This is a genomic window from Vibrio sp. 2130-1 (assembly GCF_033339515.1).
This window is the reverse complement of the sequence record NZ_JAWOUT010000010.1, coordinates 165,612-181,964: the sequence shown is the minus strand read 5'-3', so window position 1 is coordinate 181,964 and position 16,353 is coordinate 165,612. Positions and strand designations below refer to the sequence as shown.

Here is a 16,353-nt window from a genome sequence, read left to right as displayed (position 1 = left end):
CTATGCGAATTTATGCCGATAAGCTAACGGATCATTTAACTAAACAAGTTAAACAGGTTTACTTAATCTTTGGTAATGAGCCGTTACTGATTCAAGAAAGCCGCCAAGCAATCCAAAAGGCAGCGTTTCAACAAGGTTTTGAGGAAAAACACCGTTTTGCTGTGGATGCTAGCATCGACTGGAACCAAGTTTACGACTGTTTCCAAGCGATGAGTCTGTTTTCAAACCGTCAATTGATTGAGCTTGAAATTCCTGAAAGTGGCGTGACAACCGCCGTCAGCAAAGAGCTGCAAACACTGTGTGATATGCTTCATGATGACATCATGCTCGTCATTGTTGGTAGCAAACTGACCAAAGCCCAAGAAAATGCGAAATGGTTTAAAGCATTAAGCTCAAAAGGCGATTGGGTAAGCTGCTTGTCGCCAGACCTTCAACGCCTACCTATGTTCATTCAGACACGTTGCCGCACGTTGGGACTAAAACCCGATCAGCAATCACTGCAAATGTTGGCTCAATGGCATGAAGGTAACCTATTTGCATTGACACAAAGCTTAGAGAAATTGGCCCTACTCTACCCGGATGGTGAGCTGACCATCATACGTTTAGAGGAAGCCCTAAGTCGCCATAATCACTTCACTACCTTTAACTGGATCGACGCCTTACTGGCAGGTAAAGCAAACCGTGCACAACGTATTCTTCGCCAACTTGAGGCGGAAGGGGTTGAGACCGTGATCTTGATTCGAAGTGTACAAAAAGAGTTGAGCCAACTTTTAAATATGCATCAAGACTTAAGTCAAATGGGAATGAACCAGGTATTTGAGAAATATCGAGTTTGGCAAAACAAGCGTCCACTCTATAACGCAGCACTGACCCGCTTATCAGCGAGTCGTATTTGTGCATTGCTCTCCTTGTTGGCTCAAGCCGAGATAAAAGCCAAAACTCAGTATGACGAGTCTGTATGGCCAACTATTCATCAGTTGAGCTTAGAAACCTGCTCTCCTGATATTAAGCTGGCAATTTAAAAATCAAAGCGTGATATAGTGCGCGACCTGTTTTGCAAGCAAGAATGTAAAACACTGTAGAGATAAGAGACAAACCGAGGAAAACCGAGTGCTTCGCGAAGAACTGAAAGACTTTTTAGCTGATAAAGCCGACGACATGAAAGCGGAAGACATTATCGTCCTAAATGTGGAAGATAAATCAAGCGTGACAGATTACATGATCATCTGTACTGGTACATCCAAACGCCACGTTTCATCCATCGCTGACCATGTTGCAACAGAGGTGAAAAAAGCCGGTCTTGAGCCACTAGGAATGGAAGGTGAAAACGAAGGTGAATGGGTAGTCCTTGATATGGGCGACGCCATGCTTCACGTGATGCAAGAAGAGCACCGCGAACTCTACCAGCTAGAAAAACTCTGGGGTTAATCTTTTGAAAATTCAACTAATTGCTGTTGGTACAAAAATGCCAAAATGGGTTGAGGAAGGCTTTCAAGAATATCGTCGCCGTTTCCCGCATGATATGCCGTTGGAGTTGATTGAAATCTCTGCTGGCAAACGCGGAAAAAATGCCGATATCGCTCGCATCCTGCAAAAAGAAGGGGAAGCGATGCTCGCTGCGGTACCAAAAGGCAACCGTATCGTCACGTTAGATATCCCAGGTAAAAAATGGGACACTCCTCAACTCGCTGAGCAGTTAGAAGCTTGGAAATTAGATGGCCGTGATGTATCAATATTAATCGGCGGTCCCGAAGGACTCGCTCCTGCATGCAAAGCTGCAGCAGACCAAAGCTGGTCATTGTCTGCCTTAACGCTACCCCACCCTCTAGTGCGTATCGTAATGGCAGAAAGCTTGTACCGAGCGTGGAGCATCACCGCTAACCACCCTTATCATCGCGAATAATCGTTGTTTAACTTTAGAGCCAAGCGTTAATGATTCGTAAACGCCGCAGTCAAATCCGAGATTATCAAGCCGAAGCGCGTCTGTTTGCCAGCCGCGCTATTGTTGCTTTTATCGGCATTGTTGTCTTGATGGGAGCTCTGGTTGCCAACATGTACAACATTCAGGTGAACCAGTTTCAAGACTATCAAACCCGCTCGAACGATAACCGCATCAAAGTGGTGCCTATCGCGCCTAACCGAGGTCTAATTTATGACCGAAATGGCGTTTTACTGGCAGAGAACCGTCCCGTCTTTAACTTAGAACTGACCCCAGAAAAAATTAAAGACATTGATGCAACCATCCAAGAATTACAAACTATTCTGGAAATTACACCAGACCAGATTGAACGTTTCCACCACGAGCGTAAACGGACTCGTCGATTTAAATCGGTCCCACTGCTTACCCAACTGAACGAAAAACAAGTAGCGGTATTCTCCGTCAATCAGTACCGCTTTCCGGGTGTGGAAATAAGTGCGACCTTAAAGCGCTACTACCCTTTCAGCGAAGTCTTAACCCACGTGATTGGTTACGTTTCTCGAATCAATGATCGCGACATGCAGCGCCTGATCCGAGAAGAAAAAGACGCAAACTATCAAGCCACTCGCGACATTGGTAAGCTGGGTATTGAAAAATACTACGAAGACCTCTTACACGGTACAGCCGGATATCAAGAAGTCGAGGTAAACAGCCGCGGCCGAGTAATTCGTACGTTAAAGTACGTTCCACCTGTACCCGGAAAAGACATCGTTTTAAACCTTGATATCAACTTGCAGCTGTACGTACACCAATTATTGGATGGCCGCAGAGGCAGTGCTGTAGTGATCGATCCTAGAGACAACGGTGTACTGGCTATGGTTTCGAGCCCTAGCTACGATCCTAACTCGTTCGTGCACGGAATCTCAGGTAAAGACTATCGTGCCCTTTTGAACGATAAAAACCGTCCTTTGGTCAACCGCACTACACTTGGCATTTACCCTCCGGCCTCTACCATCAAACCATTTATGGCGGTAGCCGCGCTGCAAGAAGGTGTCGTCACACCTAACACCACACGAAATGACCCTGGTTATTGGCGCATACCAAACTCCAACACACGCCCGTTTCGTGACTGGTTGCGTTGGGGGCACGGGCGCGTCGATATCATTAAGTCGATCGAAGAGTCTGTTGATACCTTCTACTATCAAATCGCTTATGACATGGGTATTGACCGTATTTCGAATTGGATGATGATGTTCGGTTTTGGTGATTACACTGGCATCGATATCTACGAAGAAAGTAAGGCGAATATGCCGACTCGTGACTGGAAAATGTCTCGCCATAAAACCCCATGGTATAAAGGTGATACGATCCCTGTGGGTATCGGCCAAGGATATTGGACAGCAACACCAATGCAAATCGCCAAAGCAACCTCCGTATTAGTAAACGAGGGAGAAGTGATCGCACCTCACTTGCTCAAAGCGACGATAGAAAATGGTAACGACTTCGAAGAGCAGCAAACGACAGAATACGTGACTTACCCACCAATCAAGAATGTGCCTAAAAAGTACTGGGATATGGCGAAAGAAGGCATGCGTCGGGTAAACCATGGCACGCGCGGAACAGCTCGCCGCTCATTCTACAAAATGAATTATGAAACAGCGGGTAAATCAGGTACTGCACAGGTCTTCGGTCTGGGTGAAAACGAAGAGTACAACGCCGATGAGATCGCCGAGCACTTACGTGACCATGCGTTATTTACTGGCTTTGCACCATTTGATGATCCTAAAGTGGTCGTCACTGTAGTACTAGAAAATGCCGGTGGTGGTTCTAGTAACGGTGCCCCAGTAGTAAGGAAAATTTTTGACCGAGTCGTTCTTGGTCCAGAAGAAATTGAGCCTGAAAACAATGCGAAGAAAGAGGTAAAACAGTAATGAAGATGGATCCCTCTACAGGTAAAAATCGCGCCCTGTTTGAACGCTTCCATATCGACTTACCACTCCTACTTGGCATACTGGCTCTGATGGGGTTTGGCCTGGTGATCATGTACAGCGCCAGTGGCCAAAGTTTACTGATGATGGATCGCCAAGCCATGCGAATGGTGCTTTCACTCGTTGTGATGCTCGTCCTTGCACAGCTTTCTCCACGAACTTACGAAAGCTTGGCACCTTTGATGTTCGTTGGTGGCGTTATACTGCTTTTCGGCGTGCTGTTTTTCGGTGAAGCATCGAAAGGCGCGCAGCGTTGGCTTAACCTCGGTTTTGTGCGCTTTCAACCGTCAGAGCTATTGAAGCTCGCAGTGCCATTAATGGTGGCTCGCTATGTCGGTAGACAGCCCCTTCCACCAACGCTAAAAACACTCATTGTTGCACTGATTATGGTCTGCTTACCAACCATTCTCATTGCAAAGCAGCCTGACTTAGGTACCTCGATCCTGATCGCCGCTTCCGGTATTTTTGTTATCTTCCTCGCCGGCATTAGCTGGAAAATCATCGCTGGTGCTGCGATTGCATTAGGTGGTTTCATTCCAATTCTGTGGTTTTTCTTGATGCGAGAGTATCAAAAAGTGCGAGTTCGTACTCTATTTAACCCGGAATCTGATCCGCTAGGAGCGGGCTACCACATTATTCAGAGTAAAATTGCGATTGGCTCCGGTGGTATTTCCGGCAAAGGTTGGTTGCAAGGTACGCAGTCACAACTAGAATTTCTTCCAGAACGACACACTGACTTTATCTTTGCAGTAATTGCTGAAGAATGGGGTATGATTGGCTTCCTTTGCCTTTTAGCCATCTATCTATTTATTATTGGACGAGGTTTATATCTCGCCAGCCAAGCGCAAACCGCATTTGGACGAATGATGGCAGGCAGTATTGTACTCAGCTTCTTCGTGTATATTTTTGTAAATATTGGCATGGTAAGTGGCATCCTACCTGTAGTAGGTGTACCGTTGCCACTCATCAGTTATGGCGGCACATCAATGGTAACCTTGATGGCTGGTTTTGGTATTCTGATGTCGATTCATACGCACCGAAAAGCATTCTCTAAGGCGACCTAGACATGCAAAAACGCGCTTTATATTCCTTGGTTTTCTCTGCTCTTATTTTGGCAGGCTGTTCATCAACTAGCCAAAAAGAACAAGAAGGCCGTTACGAACTCGAATCCGATGTTGCACCGGATACACCGCTTTCAGTCGAACACATCGAGGATGCGCATCCTAAATATGAACCGTACAGCCTAGGTGGGAACAAAGATTACCACTTGCGAGGCAAAGACTACAAAATAGTTCGCAATGCGAAAGGCTTTAAAGAAAAAGGCCGCGCATCTTGGTATGGGAAAAAATTCCAAGGTCATTTGACTTCTAATGGCGAAATCTATGACATGTACTCAATGACGGCAGCGCATAAAACGCTACCGTTACCAAGTTACGTAAAAGTTACCAATACTGACAACGGCAAAACCACCATAGTACGAGTTAATGACCGAGGTCCTTTTCACGATGGCCGTATCATTGATTTAAGCTATGCCGCCGCGCACAAGTTAGATGTCATAAAAACAGGCACCGCGAACGTGGAAATTGAAGTGATCAGTATCAATCAGCCCACGGACAAAAAGTCATTAGAAGCGCACCCTAGGTACGTTATTCAAGTGGCATCATCAAAAAATGAAGAACGCGCGCGAACTTTAGGTACCGAGCTTGGTCAAAAATTGGATACAGAAACTTTCCTAGAGAGTGCGAAAGAGTCTTATCGCTTGTTGTTAGGGCCATTTACTGACTATTCCCTGACGCAAGCCACATTAGATAAAGTAAAGTTGCTCGGCTATTCGTCTGCATTTATTAAAAAACACAACACTGCCAAATGACCTCGTGTCATGAATTTCTCTTTGATCCCCCTCTTACATAACTAGGGATTCTGATAAGATGTCTGCAGTTAACCCAAAAATTTGAATTACCATGAATAAAAATAAGTTTGTGAAATCTATTCTCGTTTCTTCGGTTGCCCTTTCTGCAACTTTCGCTCAATCTGCTCTTGCATCACCTATCGTTGTTCCAGATGCCCCTCAAATCGCGGCGAAGGGCTACGTGCTGATGGATTACCATTCAGGTAAAGTACTGGCAGAGAAAGAGATGAACACAAAATTGTCTCCAGCTAGTCTGACTAAGATGATGACCAGCTATGTAATCGGCCAAGAGCTAGCGCGTGGTAATATCTCAGAAGATGATGATGTCACCATCAGTAAAAATGCGTGGGCGAAAAACTTCCCTGATTCATCAAAGATGTTCATTGAAGTAGGCACAACAGTTAAAGTACGTGACCTGAACCGAGGTATCATCGTCCAGTCAGGTAACGATGCCTGTGTTGCGATGGCAGAACATATTGCAGGTTCAGAAGATGCATTTGTTGACCTAATGAACGCTTGGGCCAACACATTGGGTATGACTAACTCGCACTTTGCCAACGTTCATGGCTTAGATAACGCAGAATTGTACTCAACACCATACGACATGGCACTGCTAGGTAAAGCACTTATCCGTGACGTACCAAATGAGTACCGAGTGTACTCAGAGAAGAAATTTACTTACAACGGCATCACCCAATACAACCGTAACGGTCTACTTTGGGATAAGAGCATGAACGTTGACGGCATCAAAACGGGTCACACAAGTAATGCGGGTTACAGCCTAGTAAGTTCAGCAACTGAAGGTCAAATGCGCTTGGTTGCGGTCGTTATGGGTACTAAAGATGCCAATGCTCGTAAGTCAGAAAGCAAAAAGCTGCTAAGCTACGGCTTCCGTTTCTTCGAAACAGTGGCACCGCACAAAGCAGGTGAAACGTTCGTAGAAGAAAAAGTGTGGATGGGTAACAAAGACACCGTAGCACTGGGTCTTGACCAAGATACTTACGTAACACTACCGCGTGGTGAAGCGAAAAACCTAAAAGCCAGCTTCGTCCTTGAAAAAGAGCTAGAAGCCCCAATTAATAAAGGTGATGTAGTTGGTAAGCTATACTATCAGATCGATGGTGAAGATATTGCCGAATACCCACTAATGGCACTAGAAACCGTAGAGCAAGGTAGTCTATTTAGCCGCATGTGGGATTACATCGTATTGTTATTCAAGAGCTTCTTCTAAAAAGAACATTAGAGTAGCAAACTTATTCGCAAAGCCGCCTGAAAGGGCGGCTTTTTAAGTTTGAGATCCTCGTCTTGAGTTCCCCCTAATTTGACTGTACTATTTCGCACCGCAACGAATATCTACTGGAGTTATCGATATGCTAACCATCAACTCTGATGCAAAATTAAAAGACCTGCTTGAGTTCCCTTGTTCATTTACTTACAAGGTAATGGGTCATGCAAAGCCTGAACTTCCAGAGCTTGTTCTTGAAGTTATTCAGCGCCATGCTCCAGGTGACTACAGCCCGACCGTTAAACCAAGTGCTAAGGGCAACTACCACTCTGTGTCAATCAACATTACTGCAACCTCTATAGAGCAGGTTGAGACACTGTACAAAGAGTTAGGTGAAATTGACATCGTACGCATGGTTCTATAATTTTTTGATATATTAAATTTTTTTTGAAAGCAGCCTTGGCTGCTTTCTTTTTATTTATCAAAGAGATAACGAGGCTTTACATCACTTTCAGTTAAAAATCTGTTACGCAGCGGTAGAGCATCAGGGTTATCCGGTTTATAATCCAAAAACTTTATATATTAGCAACAGGAATTCCCATGCAACACCAACTTGTTGTAAAACGACTTGGCCGCCAAGACTATGAGCCTGTATGGAAGGCGATGCATGAGTTCACCGACCAACGCACAGAAGAAACCCGTGATGAAGTCTGGTTGGTAGAACATAACCCAGTATTTACGCAAGGACAGGCAGGTAAAGCTGAGCACTTGATTAACACTGGCGATATTCCTGTTGTACAAAGTGATCGCGGAGGCCAGGTTACGTATCATGGCCCTGGTCAGTTGGTCGCCTACTTCTTGATCAACCTACGCCGCAAAAAATTAGGTGTACGAGATCTCGTTACCACAATCGAGAACCTCGTGATCAACACGCTAAAAGCATACAATATTGACTCAGCCGCGCGACCTGACGCACCAGGTGTCTACGTTGCCGGTAAGAAAATATGCTCTCTCGGTTTACGCATTCGTAAAGGATGCTCGTTTCATGGTTTAGCCTTGAACGTAAATATGGATTTAACACCGTTTCTGCGTATTAACCCTTGTGGTTATGAAGGTATGGAAATGGTTCAGGTCAGCCAATTTGGCGGCCCAGACAATGTAGAAGCCGTAGAAAAACAATTAATAGAAGAACTCGTTACTTTGCTCGATTATGAGCAAGTAGAATTCAGCACAGAAGCACCTTCTCAAGGTAATAAAGCATGAGCAAACCAATCCAGATGGAAAAAGGCGTTAAATATCGTGACGCCGATAAAATGGCATTGATTCCCGTAAAGAACATGCCTACAGAGCAGAAAGAAGTGCTACGTAAGCCTGATTGGATGAAGATCAAGCTACCAGCCGACAGCCAACGAATTCAAGACATCAAAGCGGCGATGCGTAAGAATAAACTTCACTCCGTATGTGAAGAAGCATCTTGCCCGAACCTAGCGGAATGTTTTAACCACGGTACAGCAACCTTCATGATCTTAGGTGCTATTTGTACTCGTCGTTGTCCTTTCTGTGACGTTGCTCATGGCCGCCCATTACCACCGGAAGCAGAAGAGCCTCAAAAACTGGCGAAAACCATTGCCGATATGAAGCTGAAATACGTAGTAATCACTTCTGTTGACCGTGACGATCTGCGTGACGGCGGTGCACAACACTTTGCCGATTGTAACCGCGAGATCCGTGCGTTAAACCCGCATATTAAGATTGAAACACTGGTTCCTGACTTCCGTGGTCGCATGGATGTAGCGCTTGATCTAATGAAAGACAATCCGCCAGATGTCTTCAACCACAACTTAGAAACCGCGCCACGTCTTTACCGTAAAGCTCGCCCAGGTGCGAACTACAAATGGTCACTTGAGCTCCTTAAGAAGTTCAAAGAGCAGCATCCAGATGTACCGACCAAGTCTGGTTTGATGATGGGTCTTGGTGAAACCAAAGAAGAAATCATCGAAGTACTGAAAGATCTACGCGCACACGGCGTAACGATGCTGACTCTAGGCCAGTATTTAGCGCCAAGCCGTCACCACTTGCCAGTAGAACGTTACGTTCCACCATCAGAGTTTGACGAGCTAAAAGAAGTTGCACTAGAACTTGGCTTCACGCATGCAGCGTGTGGTCCATTTGTTCGCTCTTCTTACCATGCCGATATGCAGGCTCAAGGTATCGAGATTAAGTAAGCTCTCGTTTGTTTTCAAAAGAAAGGTTGGCTCAGTGCCAACCTTTTTTGTATCTGTCAAATGATGATAAAAAGCCATTCTACCTCCGTCATTCTGAACAGCGAGGAACGAGCGTGATTCAGAATCTGTTTTCAGAATACTGATGATTTTTAGGGAAACGCTGAGTAAAAGAGTGTGCCTCAACAAGATTCCTGCTCTCGCCTAGGCTCGTCGGAATGACGCGGTTTGGATATATTGAAAGGGACAGTGTTGGTAGCCATCCCCTTATCACACACTCTCGCTATATCTCATTCCAAACGCCAGACAAACAAAAAGGCCCTCAAATGAGGACCTTTCATCAATCAAATAATCAAACGGAATCGCAGAAGTAGAACGAGTTCGCCTGAGTTATTTTCAAAAAATGTTATGCGTAAACTGGTAGACGCTTACAAATTTCTAGCACTTTCTGTTTTATCGCTTCGATAACTTCTTCGTTGCCGATGTTATCTAGAACGTCACACATCCAGTTTGCTAGCTCTTTTGCATCTTCTTCAGTGAAGCCACGGCGAGTGATCGCTGGCGTACCTACACGGATACCAGACGTTACGAATGGGCTGCGTGGGTCATTTGGTACTGAGTTCTTGTTTACAGTGATGTTTGCAGCACCTAGTGCCGCGTCTGCGTCTTTACCAGTGATATCTTTGTCGATTAGGTCAACAAGGAACAAGTGGTTTTCTGTACCGTTAGATACGATTTTGTAGCCACGCTCTTGGAACTGACCAACCATTGCTTTTGCGTTTTTCACTACGCGAGCTTGATAAGCTTTGAACTCTGGCTCCATCGCTTCTTTGAACGCTACTGCTTTACCAGCGATAACGTGCATTAGAGGGCCACCTTGACCACCAGGGAACACTGCTGAGTTCAATTTCTTGTACATATCTTCGCCAGCATTTGACAAGATAAGACCACCGCGAGGACCTGCTAGTGTTTTGTGCGTCGTTGTTGTTACCACGTGAGCATGCGGTACTGGTGTTGGGTATTCACCGGCGGCGATAAGACCAGCTACGTGCGCCATATCAACAAATAAGTAAGCACCTGCTTTGTCAGCGATTTCACGCATGCGTTTCCAATCAACGATTTGCGAGTAAGCAGAGAAACCACCGATGATCATCTTAGGTTTGTGTTCAAGTGCTAGCTGTTCCATCTCGTCGTAGTTGATTTGACCAGCTTCATCGATACCGTAAGGGATAACGTTGTAGTGCTTACCCGAGAAGTTTACTGGTGAACCGTGAGTTAGGTGACCACCGTGTGCTAGGCTCATGCCTAAAACTGTATCGCCAGGGTTAAGAAGCGCCATGTAAACTGCGCTGTTTGCTTGAGAACCTGAGTGAGGCTGTACGTTAGCGTACTCACAACCAAATAGTTGGCATGCACGCTCAATTGCTAGTGCTTCAGCTTTATCTACGTACTCACAACCGCCGTAGTAACGCTTACCTGGGTAGCCTTCAGCGTATTTGTTCGTTAGCTGAGAACCTTGCGCTTCCATTACACGTGGGCTTGTGTAGTTTTCAGAAGCGATAAGTTCAATGTGTTCTTCCTGGCGAAGAGTTTCTTCCTGGATAGCTGCGAACAGTTCCGCATCGTAATCTGCGATGTTCATATCACGCTTAAGCATCTGTATCTCCTGACTCAGATTAGTACTGAAAGTTGCAAAAAAACTGTTGAATGACCCGACGCAAACGTTTTCGTCACCCTAATGGCGCGCATTCTACATAATTTGATTTAGGTCATAAAGAGAAATTTACAATTTTTCTCATGCAGTTTTTTCATGATGACAAGCAATGTTTATCATGCCAGCATTGCAATCGCATAACGACAATCTATTGCCTGTCAAATTTGTGCTTTACACCCTGTAAAACAGCAATTACATAGGTTTACCGTAAATTTTACCCTCTAGCTACCGAAAAGATCATCTTTTTACTACTATGCACGCCTTATTTATCACTAATGACTGCAATATTGATGGAAAAACACTCATTAAAAGAAGACTGGATAGCGATTCTCACGGGTACCTTTTTAGTAGCTCAAGGCGTTTTCTTTCTCCAATCCGCGAGCCTTCTAACGGGAGGCACGACTGGATTGGCTCTGCTTATTAGCCAATTTACACCTTTTACCTTTGGTGTGCTGTACTTTTTAGCAAACAGTCCTTTTTACTTACTAGCATGGAAACGCTTCGGCCGTCATTTCGCCATTAATAGTGCCATTTCTGGCGCGTTGGTTTCTATCTTTGCCGATCATCTTTATTTGCTAATCTCGCTCGAATCGGTAAATGAAGTTTATTGCGCCGTCGCAGGCGGGCTTTTAATGGGGCTCGGTATGCTGATCCTATTCCGACATCGCTCCAGCTTGGGTGGCTTTAACGTGCTGTGTTTGTTTATCCAAGACAAATTTGGCATTTCAGTTGGCAAAAGCCAAATGGCAATCGATGCATGTATCCTGTTTGCTTCATTCTTCTTTGTCACACCAGAAGTGATTGGCCTTTCAATTTTGGGGGCGTTTGCACTCAATCTCGTGTTAGCGATGAACCACAAACCGCACCGCTATTCCGTGACCTACGGTTCATAAATTTTTGATAATGATTGAAGCGCGATTTATAAGATTTCGCGCTCCAATCGCTATATAATACTTCGCGATTTCCAAATAGATCGGTACGGTATGCGCGACTTTCTGCAACAAGCTAAACAGACTCACAGTTATATTGCGATTGGAGAGCTGATCTATAACCCGAAGACACAGACCCTTCATCAAGATGTTATCGCGATTGATCTTGAACCTCGCACCATTGAATTATTAGAACTGCTGTTAACAAGCGTTGGCCACCCACTCTCTGCTGACACCATTATTGAAACCATTTGGCAGAGCAAGTTCATCTCTAAGAATGTGCTCACGAACCGCATTAGCACCTTACGTGCCCTGCTACAGCAGTACTTACCCGAATACGATGCCGCTAAGCTTTTAGTCACTTACCCCCGCAAAGGCTACTTTCTTAACCCTGCCAATATTCGTTTGGTGCCACCAGCGAAAAGCCATCGACGCGTTATCCCAACTCAGGTTGCGAGGAATAAGAACTTCAAGCTGATTTTTGCTTATAGCTTGTGTGCCATACTTGCAGTTTGTAGCGTGACGCTCGCAAGCTTGTTATGGCAACGCCAAGAAATCTCAACACAACAAACACGTCATCAACTACTGATTCCCAAAGTCGAGCTACTACTCAACCGTGTCGATTCAATCGGCTCTCAGGCGCGAAAATACCGCATACTGGTCAAAGCCATCTTGCTGCAACAACAGGTCGAATATCCATACACCGACATCGCCAACCAAGATGCTCCCAGTTACTTTCTTGATCCTATCGGTCATGCGCCATATTTCCCTGGCGCACGAAACATGCAGACCAGCGACTACGAGCTCAATATCGAGTTAAAAGACGGCACAAAACAGGGCATCTTGAAAGCGCAGATGAACCTTATTTATCCTGCGACGGGCAAGCTAGCGTTTCGCAATGAGTACACACTGCGTTTATCTGACTTACAATCGGATATTTTCCAAATGCACTCGGATGTCGCGCAATACTTCAATCTGCCTGCACCTTCGGCAAGTACGTGGCAGCTTTCGGATATTCACAAAAAAATGTTATTCGAGAATGCCTTTTCTAGCCAACCTCTCCGACAATCTGATGAGTTTGCGGCTATAACAACGGCAAGACATCTCGCCTTATACGAGCACGAACATCAAAAGCTGGAAGCGTATTTAACTCAAGTACAATCGTCGTTTGATGTTTTGCCAGATGAGCTGAGCCTCTGGTTAGGTCTATTGCATTTCAAATTAGGTAACTTAGACAGGGCAAAAGCTCTGTTAACGACACCAGATGGCGACTCACGTATCCAAAACGCACTGATTTATACCTTTGTGTCTCACATTGCTTATAAGCAGAACAAACTTGAACAGTTCCGTCTCAACTACATGGAATCACTGGTGGCGCTGCTGCGCGTTTTACCTTCCGAAACCTTGTTTGAGCGTCTTTCTCAATCTGAATCAAAAGAGACTTGCCTCCAACCGTGGAAAACGTTGCATGTTAGTGTGACCGATCAAGAAATCATAAGCCGATGGAAAGCGCTCATTAACGAGTATTGCACTAACGTAGCCAACGAAATAACTCCAAACAAAACAAAGACCTAAATATAAAATTAAGCTTTCATTAACCCCTGTTAGCTTTTGTTTTTTGCCCTTTTTCTCTCACTGAACTTAGCATGCTCGCATTCAAGCAACGGCCCAACATGAAACGGCCTTATCAATCAGGAATGTAAACCATGCTAAACAAAATGACGCTTATCGCAGCAGCAACTCTGGCTCTTTACGGCTGTGGCGGAGGTTCGTCTTCTGGCAGTGCGAATCCAAACAAAATGCCTCAAGAAAGTTTCGACGTCTCGATTCACAACTCAATCTTCGCTCCTGTACCAAACACACAATTGAGCTATTCGTTTAGCTTGGATGGCCAACCAGAGGGCGACATGAAACTGAGCTTCCAAGCGATGGATAGCGAGCAAATATTGGCAGCATTGGCACAAATCCCAAACAGCGAGGCAATGGTCCAATTGGTTAATGACTTGGTGAACTACGGCGCCGAACAGTTCTACTATTCAGACGAGCAGTACAACGACGACGAAGAGAGCAATACGCTTTACTTTGCAGGATCAGATGGTGCACTTCATGAAATCACTGACGCTTATTTCATTGGTCATCAGTTTATTGCCATGCTTATGCACAGCAGTCCGATTTTCCGCCTAAACGGTGACGACGTAAAAGAGAAAAGCCCGAATATTGACATCGGTGAAGAAACTATGTCTCTGCAAACCACTCTTACAGGCTACGCAGTTCACAACCTTCTAGACCGTTTTGAAGATCATGAGTGGGTACAAAACCTTCCTATGACAGCATCTTGCCAAGTGGTTTGGCAACAGCAAATCCGAGAGACTGGTATGCGTAAAGCGTTCTCGATCTCAGGCAAGAAAATTGAAGCGGCATACCTGATGGAAGAGAACATCTACAACCTAAACTGTGATGATATGGACTCAATGGAGTTCGCCACTTCGGCAGAACGTTGGTTTAATCCGAGCTTAGGTCTGATAGAACAAATTGAACTGCTGAAAGTACAACAAGTACAAATCAACGAAGAGAAAGTGCAGCTAACAGCGATTGAAACAAAATAAGCTCGCATTTTTTATAGATATCTCAATAAAAGAAGGCTTTGGGGGAGCACACCAAAGCCTTCATCTCGAACATCAATCTTAGGGGTGATGACACCCGAGTTTATTCTTCTATCAATAAAATACGAGTTTCGTAAGGTCGTAACACTTGATGGTTTGACGCGACTGCGCTCGCTGAGTTTTGATAGTTAGATAGCAAGTTTTTCGCCTTACTCATATCAAAACATTCTGGCAGAACGCATTCCACCTCTTCAGCGTAGTAGTTATTGATACACAGCAGCGTTTGCTTATCGTTCTGACGAGCGTAAGCGAAAATACGTTTGTGCTCTGGCAGTAAATCTTCATAACGGCCATCGGTGATGACTGGAACCTGTTTACGCAGTTCAATCAGACGCTTGTAAAAGTAGAACACCGAGTTCAAATCGGCAACCGCAGCTTCAGCATTGATTTCAGAGTAATTCTGCGCCACTTCAAGCCACGGCGTTCCCTCAGTAAAGCCCGCGTGTTTTGCACTGTTCCATTGCATTGGTGTACGTGAATTATCACGCGACTTCTGTGCCAAGATCGCCATCATGTCCTCATGAGATACACCATCACGGTTGACCATGATGTCGTACATGTTAGTACTTTCAACATCACGATATTGGCTGATTTCGGTATAATCTGGGTTGGTCATGCCGATCTCTTCCCCCTGATAAACATAAGGTGTGCCTTGCATCATGTGCACTGATGCCGCAAGCATCTTGGCAGATTCAACACGGTATTTCTCGTCGTTACCTAATCGGCTCACAACGCGTGGCTGGTCGTGGTTACACCAGAACAACGCCCCCCACCCTTTGCCATTTAAGCCCGTTTGCCAATGATTGAAGATCTGTTTTAACTGAATGAAATCAAACGGCGCTTTGGTCCATTTTTCACCATTTGGATAATCGACTTTCAGATGATGGAAGTTGAACACCATGGATAGCTCTTTGCCGTCTAGCGAAGAATATTGCTGGCAGTGCTCTAGTGTGGTGGAAGACATTTCACCCACCGTCACGCTGCCGTATTTTTGAAACACAGATTCGCTAATCTCTTGAAGGTATTCGTGCACACGTGGACCGTCGGTGTAGAAGCGGCGACCATCACCAATATCGTCACTTGGAAAATCTTGCTGTTTAGAAATCAGGTTGATAACGTCGAGACGGAAACCATCGACACCTTTGTCTGCCCAGAAGCTGATGACTTCTTTCACTTCTTCACGCACTACTGGGTTTTCCCAGTTTAAGTCCGCTTGCTCTTTAGCAAAAAGGTGCAAATAGTACTGGCCTGTTTTTTCATCCAGCGCCCAAGCGTTACCACCAAACTTTGATTGCCAGTTGTTTGGTTCAGCACCATCTACCGGATCTTTCCAGATGTAGTAATCACGGTATGGGCTGTTTTTATCACCCAGTGCAGATTGGAACCACTTGTGTTCTGTCGACGTGTGGTTCACTACAATGTCCATGATGATACGAATGCCCAACTGATGCGCTTCTGCTAGCAAAGTATCGAAATCTTCCATAGTGCCGAACTGTGGATTGATCGAGTAGTAATCGGAGATGTCATAACCGTTGTCGATCATTGGCGATTGGTAAACCGGCGTCAGCCAAATCGCATCCACACCAAGATGCTTAAGATAATCCAGCTTAGAAATGATCCCTTTGATGTCGCCCGTGCCTTTACTGCCACTATCACAAAAGCTTTTTGGGTAAATTTGATAGATGGTTGCGGTTTTCCACCAGCTCTCATCATGCTTGGTCATAGCCATTTCTAACACTCACTTACCAGTAATCGGAAACTTAAAATTTGAAAAGAAAAATAGGA

At 45.1% G+C, this 16,353-nt stretch carries 15 protein-coding genes; 13 read left to right on the top strand and 2 right to left on the bottom strand.

Annotated elements, in window-relative coordinates:
* The first annotated feature begins 2 nt into the window (after nucleotides 1–2).
* The 10 genes from holA to lipA all read left to right on the top strand — a co-directional run bounded on the left by holA (nucleotide 3) and on the right by lipA (nucleotide 9,265).
* Nucleotides 3–1,022, top strand: coding sequence for a DNA polymerase III subunit delta (gene holA, locus R7Q09_RS16430; RefSeq protein WP_033905862.1), 1,020 nt, complete (start codon nucleotides 3–5; stop codon nucleotides 1,020–1,022).
* A gap of 88 nt (nucleotides 1,023–1,110) precedes the next feature.
* A complete protein-coding gene (rsfS, locus tag R7Q09_RS16425) occupies nucleotides 1,111–1,428 on the top strand; it encodes a ribosome silencing factor (RefSeq protein WP_005373015.1) in 318 nt (105 codons plus the stop codon).
* Between the two features lie 4 nt (nucleotides 1,429–1,432).
* The gene (rlmH, locus tag R7Q09_RS16420; RefSeq protein ID WP_017821762.1) at nucleotides 1,433–1,903 is read left to right on the top strand and encodes a 23S rRNA (pseudouridine(1915)-N(3))-methyltransferase RlmH; all 471 of its coding nucleotides are present in this window, start codon (nucleotides 1,433–1,435) and stop codon (nucleotides 1,901–1,903) included.
* A gap of 29 nt (nucleotides 1,904–1,932) precedes the next feature.
* Entirely contained in the window at nucleotides 1,933–3,849 is a 1,917-nt protein-coding gene (gene mrdA / locus R7Q09_RS16415) for a penicillin-binding protein 2 (RefSeq protein WP_005384126.1), read from the top strand.
* Nucleotides 3,849–4,970, top strand: coding sequence for a rod shape-determining protein RodA (rodA, locus tag R7Q09_RS16410; RefSeq protein WP_005373004.1), 1,122 nt, complete (start codon nucleotides 3,849–3,851; stop codon nucleotides 4,968–4,970). The genes mrdA and rodA overlap by 1 nt, the downstream gene beginning before the upstream one ends.
* A gap of 2 nt (nucleotides 4,971–4,972) precedes the next feature.
* Nucleotides 4,973–5,776: a septal ring lytic transglycosylase RlpA family protein gene (locus R7Q09_RS16405; protein WP_017635670.1), complete on the top strand. Its 804-nt coding sequence runs from the start codon at nucleotides 4,973–4,975 to the stop codon at nucleotides 5,774–5,776.
* Nucleotides 5,777–5,867: 91 nt separating this feature from the next.
* The gene (locus R7Q09_RS16400; protein WP_005384132.1) at nucleotides 5,868–7,046 is read left to right on the top strand and encodes a serine hydrolase; all 1,179 of its coding nucleotides are present in this window, start codon (nucleotides 5,868–5,870) and stop codon (nucleotides 7,044–7,046) included.
* Nucleotides 7,047–7,185: 139 nt separating this feature from the next.
* On the top strand, nucleotides 7,186–7,464 hold the full coding sequence (gene ybeD, locus R7Q09_RS16395) for a DUF493 family protein YbeD (protein WP_005384135.1): 279 nt from the start codon (nucleotides 7,186–7,188) through the stop codon (nucleotides 7,462–7,464).
* Nucleotides 7,465–7,640: 176 nt separating this feature from the next.
* A complete protein-coding gene (gene lipB / locus R7Q09_RS16390; protein ID WP_005384137.1) occupies nucleotides 7,641–8,303 on the top strand; it encodes a lipoyl(octanoyl) transferase LipB in 663 nt (220 codons plus the stop codon).
* Nucleotides 8,300–9,265, top strand: a complete 966-nt coding sequence (gene lipA / locus R7Q09_RS16385; protein WP_005391329.1) for a lipoyl synthase — start codon at nucleotides 8,300–8,302, stop codon at nucleotides 9,263–9,265. Before lipB ends, lipA begins: the two co-directional genes overlap by 4 nt.
* 403 nt (nucleotides 9,266–9,668) lie before the next feature.
* Here the strand turns inward: lipA and glyA are convergent, their stop codons facing one another.
* Nucleotides 9,669–10,919 (bottom strand): serine hydroxymethyltransferase, encoded by a 1,251-nt coding sequence (gene glyA / locus R7Q09_RS16380; RefSeq protein ID WP_318070994.1) that lies wholly within the window; start codon nucleotides 10,917–10,919, stop codon nucleotides 9,669–9,671.
* 347 nt (nucleotides 10,920–11,266) lie between these two features.
* Here glyA and R7Q09_RS16375 point away from each other — a divergent pair, with 347 nt between their 5' ends.
* The 3 genes from R7Q09_RS16375 (at nucleotide 11,267) to R7Q09_RS16365 (ending at nucleotide 14,511) form a co-directional block, all read left to right on the top strand.
* A complete protein-coding gene (locus R7Q09_RS16375) occupies nucleotides 11,267–11,869 on the top strand; it encodes a YitT family protein (protein WP_025768905.1) in 603 nt (200 codons plus the stop codon).
* A gap of 90 nt (nucleotides 11,870–11,959) precedes the next feature.
* Nucleotides 11,960–13,480 (top strand): transcriptional regulator, encoded by a 1,521-nt coding sequence (locus R7Q09_RS16370; RefSeq protein ID WP_017821759.1) that lies wholly within the window; start codon nucleotides 11,960–11,962, stop codon nucleotides 13,478–13,480.
* Between the two features lie 131 nt (nucleotides 13,481–13,611).
* Nucleotides 13,612–14,511, top strand: a complete 900-nt coding sequence (locus R7Q09_RS16365; protein WP_064369036.1) for a hypothetical protein — start codon at nucleotides 13,612–13,614, stop codon at nucleotides 14,509–14,511.
* Between the two features lie 100 nt (nucleotides 14,512–14,611).
* Here R7Q09_RS16365 and treC read toward each other — a convergent pair whose 3' ends face one another.
* Entirely contained in the window at nucleotides 14,612–16,297 is a 1,686-nt protein-coding gene (gene treC, locus R7Q09_RS16360) for an alpha,alpha-phosphotrehalase (protein WP_318070993.1), read from the bottom strand.
* Nucleotides 16,298–16,353 lie beyond the last annotated feature (56 nt).

Excerpts from the sequence above, each read along its gene's own strand:
- holA (WP_033905862.1), top strand. The coding sequence starts at position 3 with ATGCGAATTTATGCCGATAAGCTAACGGATCATTTAACTAAACAAGTT.
- mrdA (WP_005384126.1), top strand. The coding sequence starts at position 1,933 with ATGATTCGTAAACGCCGCAGTCAAATCCGAGATTATCAAGCCGAAGCG.
- rodA (WP_005373004.1), top strand. The coding sequence starts at position 3,849 with ATGAAGATGGATCCCTCTACAGGTAAAAATCGCGCCCTGTTTGAACGC.
- R7Q09_RS16405 (WP_017635670.1), top strand. The coding sequence starts at position 4,973 with ATGCAAAAACGCGCTTTATATTCCTTGGTTTTCTCTGCTCTTATTTTG.
- R7Q09_RS16400 (WP_005384132.1), top strand. The coding sequence starts at position 5,868 with ATGAATAAAAATAAGTTTGTGAAATCTATTCTCGTTTCTTCGGTTGCC.
- ybeD (WP_005384135.1), top strand. The coding sequence starts at position 7,186 with ATGCTAACCATCAACTCTGATGCAAAATTAAAAGACCTGCTTGAGTTC.
- lipB (WP_005384137.1), top strand. The coding sequence starts at position 7,641 with ATGCAACACCAACTTGTTGTAAAACGACTTGGCCGCCAAGACTATGAG.
- lipA (WP_005391329.1), top strand. The coding sequence starts at position 8,300 with ATGAGCAAACCAATCCAGATGGAAAAAGGCGTTAAATATCGTGACGCC.
- glyA (WP_318070994.1), bottom strand. The coding sequence starts at position 10,919 with ATGCTTAAGCGTGATATGAACATCGCAGATTACGATGCGGAACTGTTC.
- R7Q09_RS16375 (WP_025768905.1), top strand. The coding sequence starts at position 11,267 with ATGGAAAAACACTCATTAAAAGAAGACTGGATAGCGATTCTCACGGGT.
- R7Q09_RS16370 (WP_017821759.1), top strand. The coding sequence starts at position 11,960 with ATGCGCGACTTTCTGCAACAAGCTAAACAGACTCACAGTTATATTGCG.
- R7Q09_RS16365 (WP_064369036.1), top strand. The coding sequence starts at position 13,612 with ATGCTAAACAAAATGACGCTTATCGCAGCAGCAACTCTGGCTCTTTAC.
- treC (WP_318070993.1), bottom strand. The coding sequence starts at position 16,297 with ATGGCTATGACCAAGCATGATGAGAGCTGGTGGAAAACCGCAACCATC.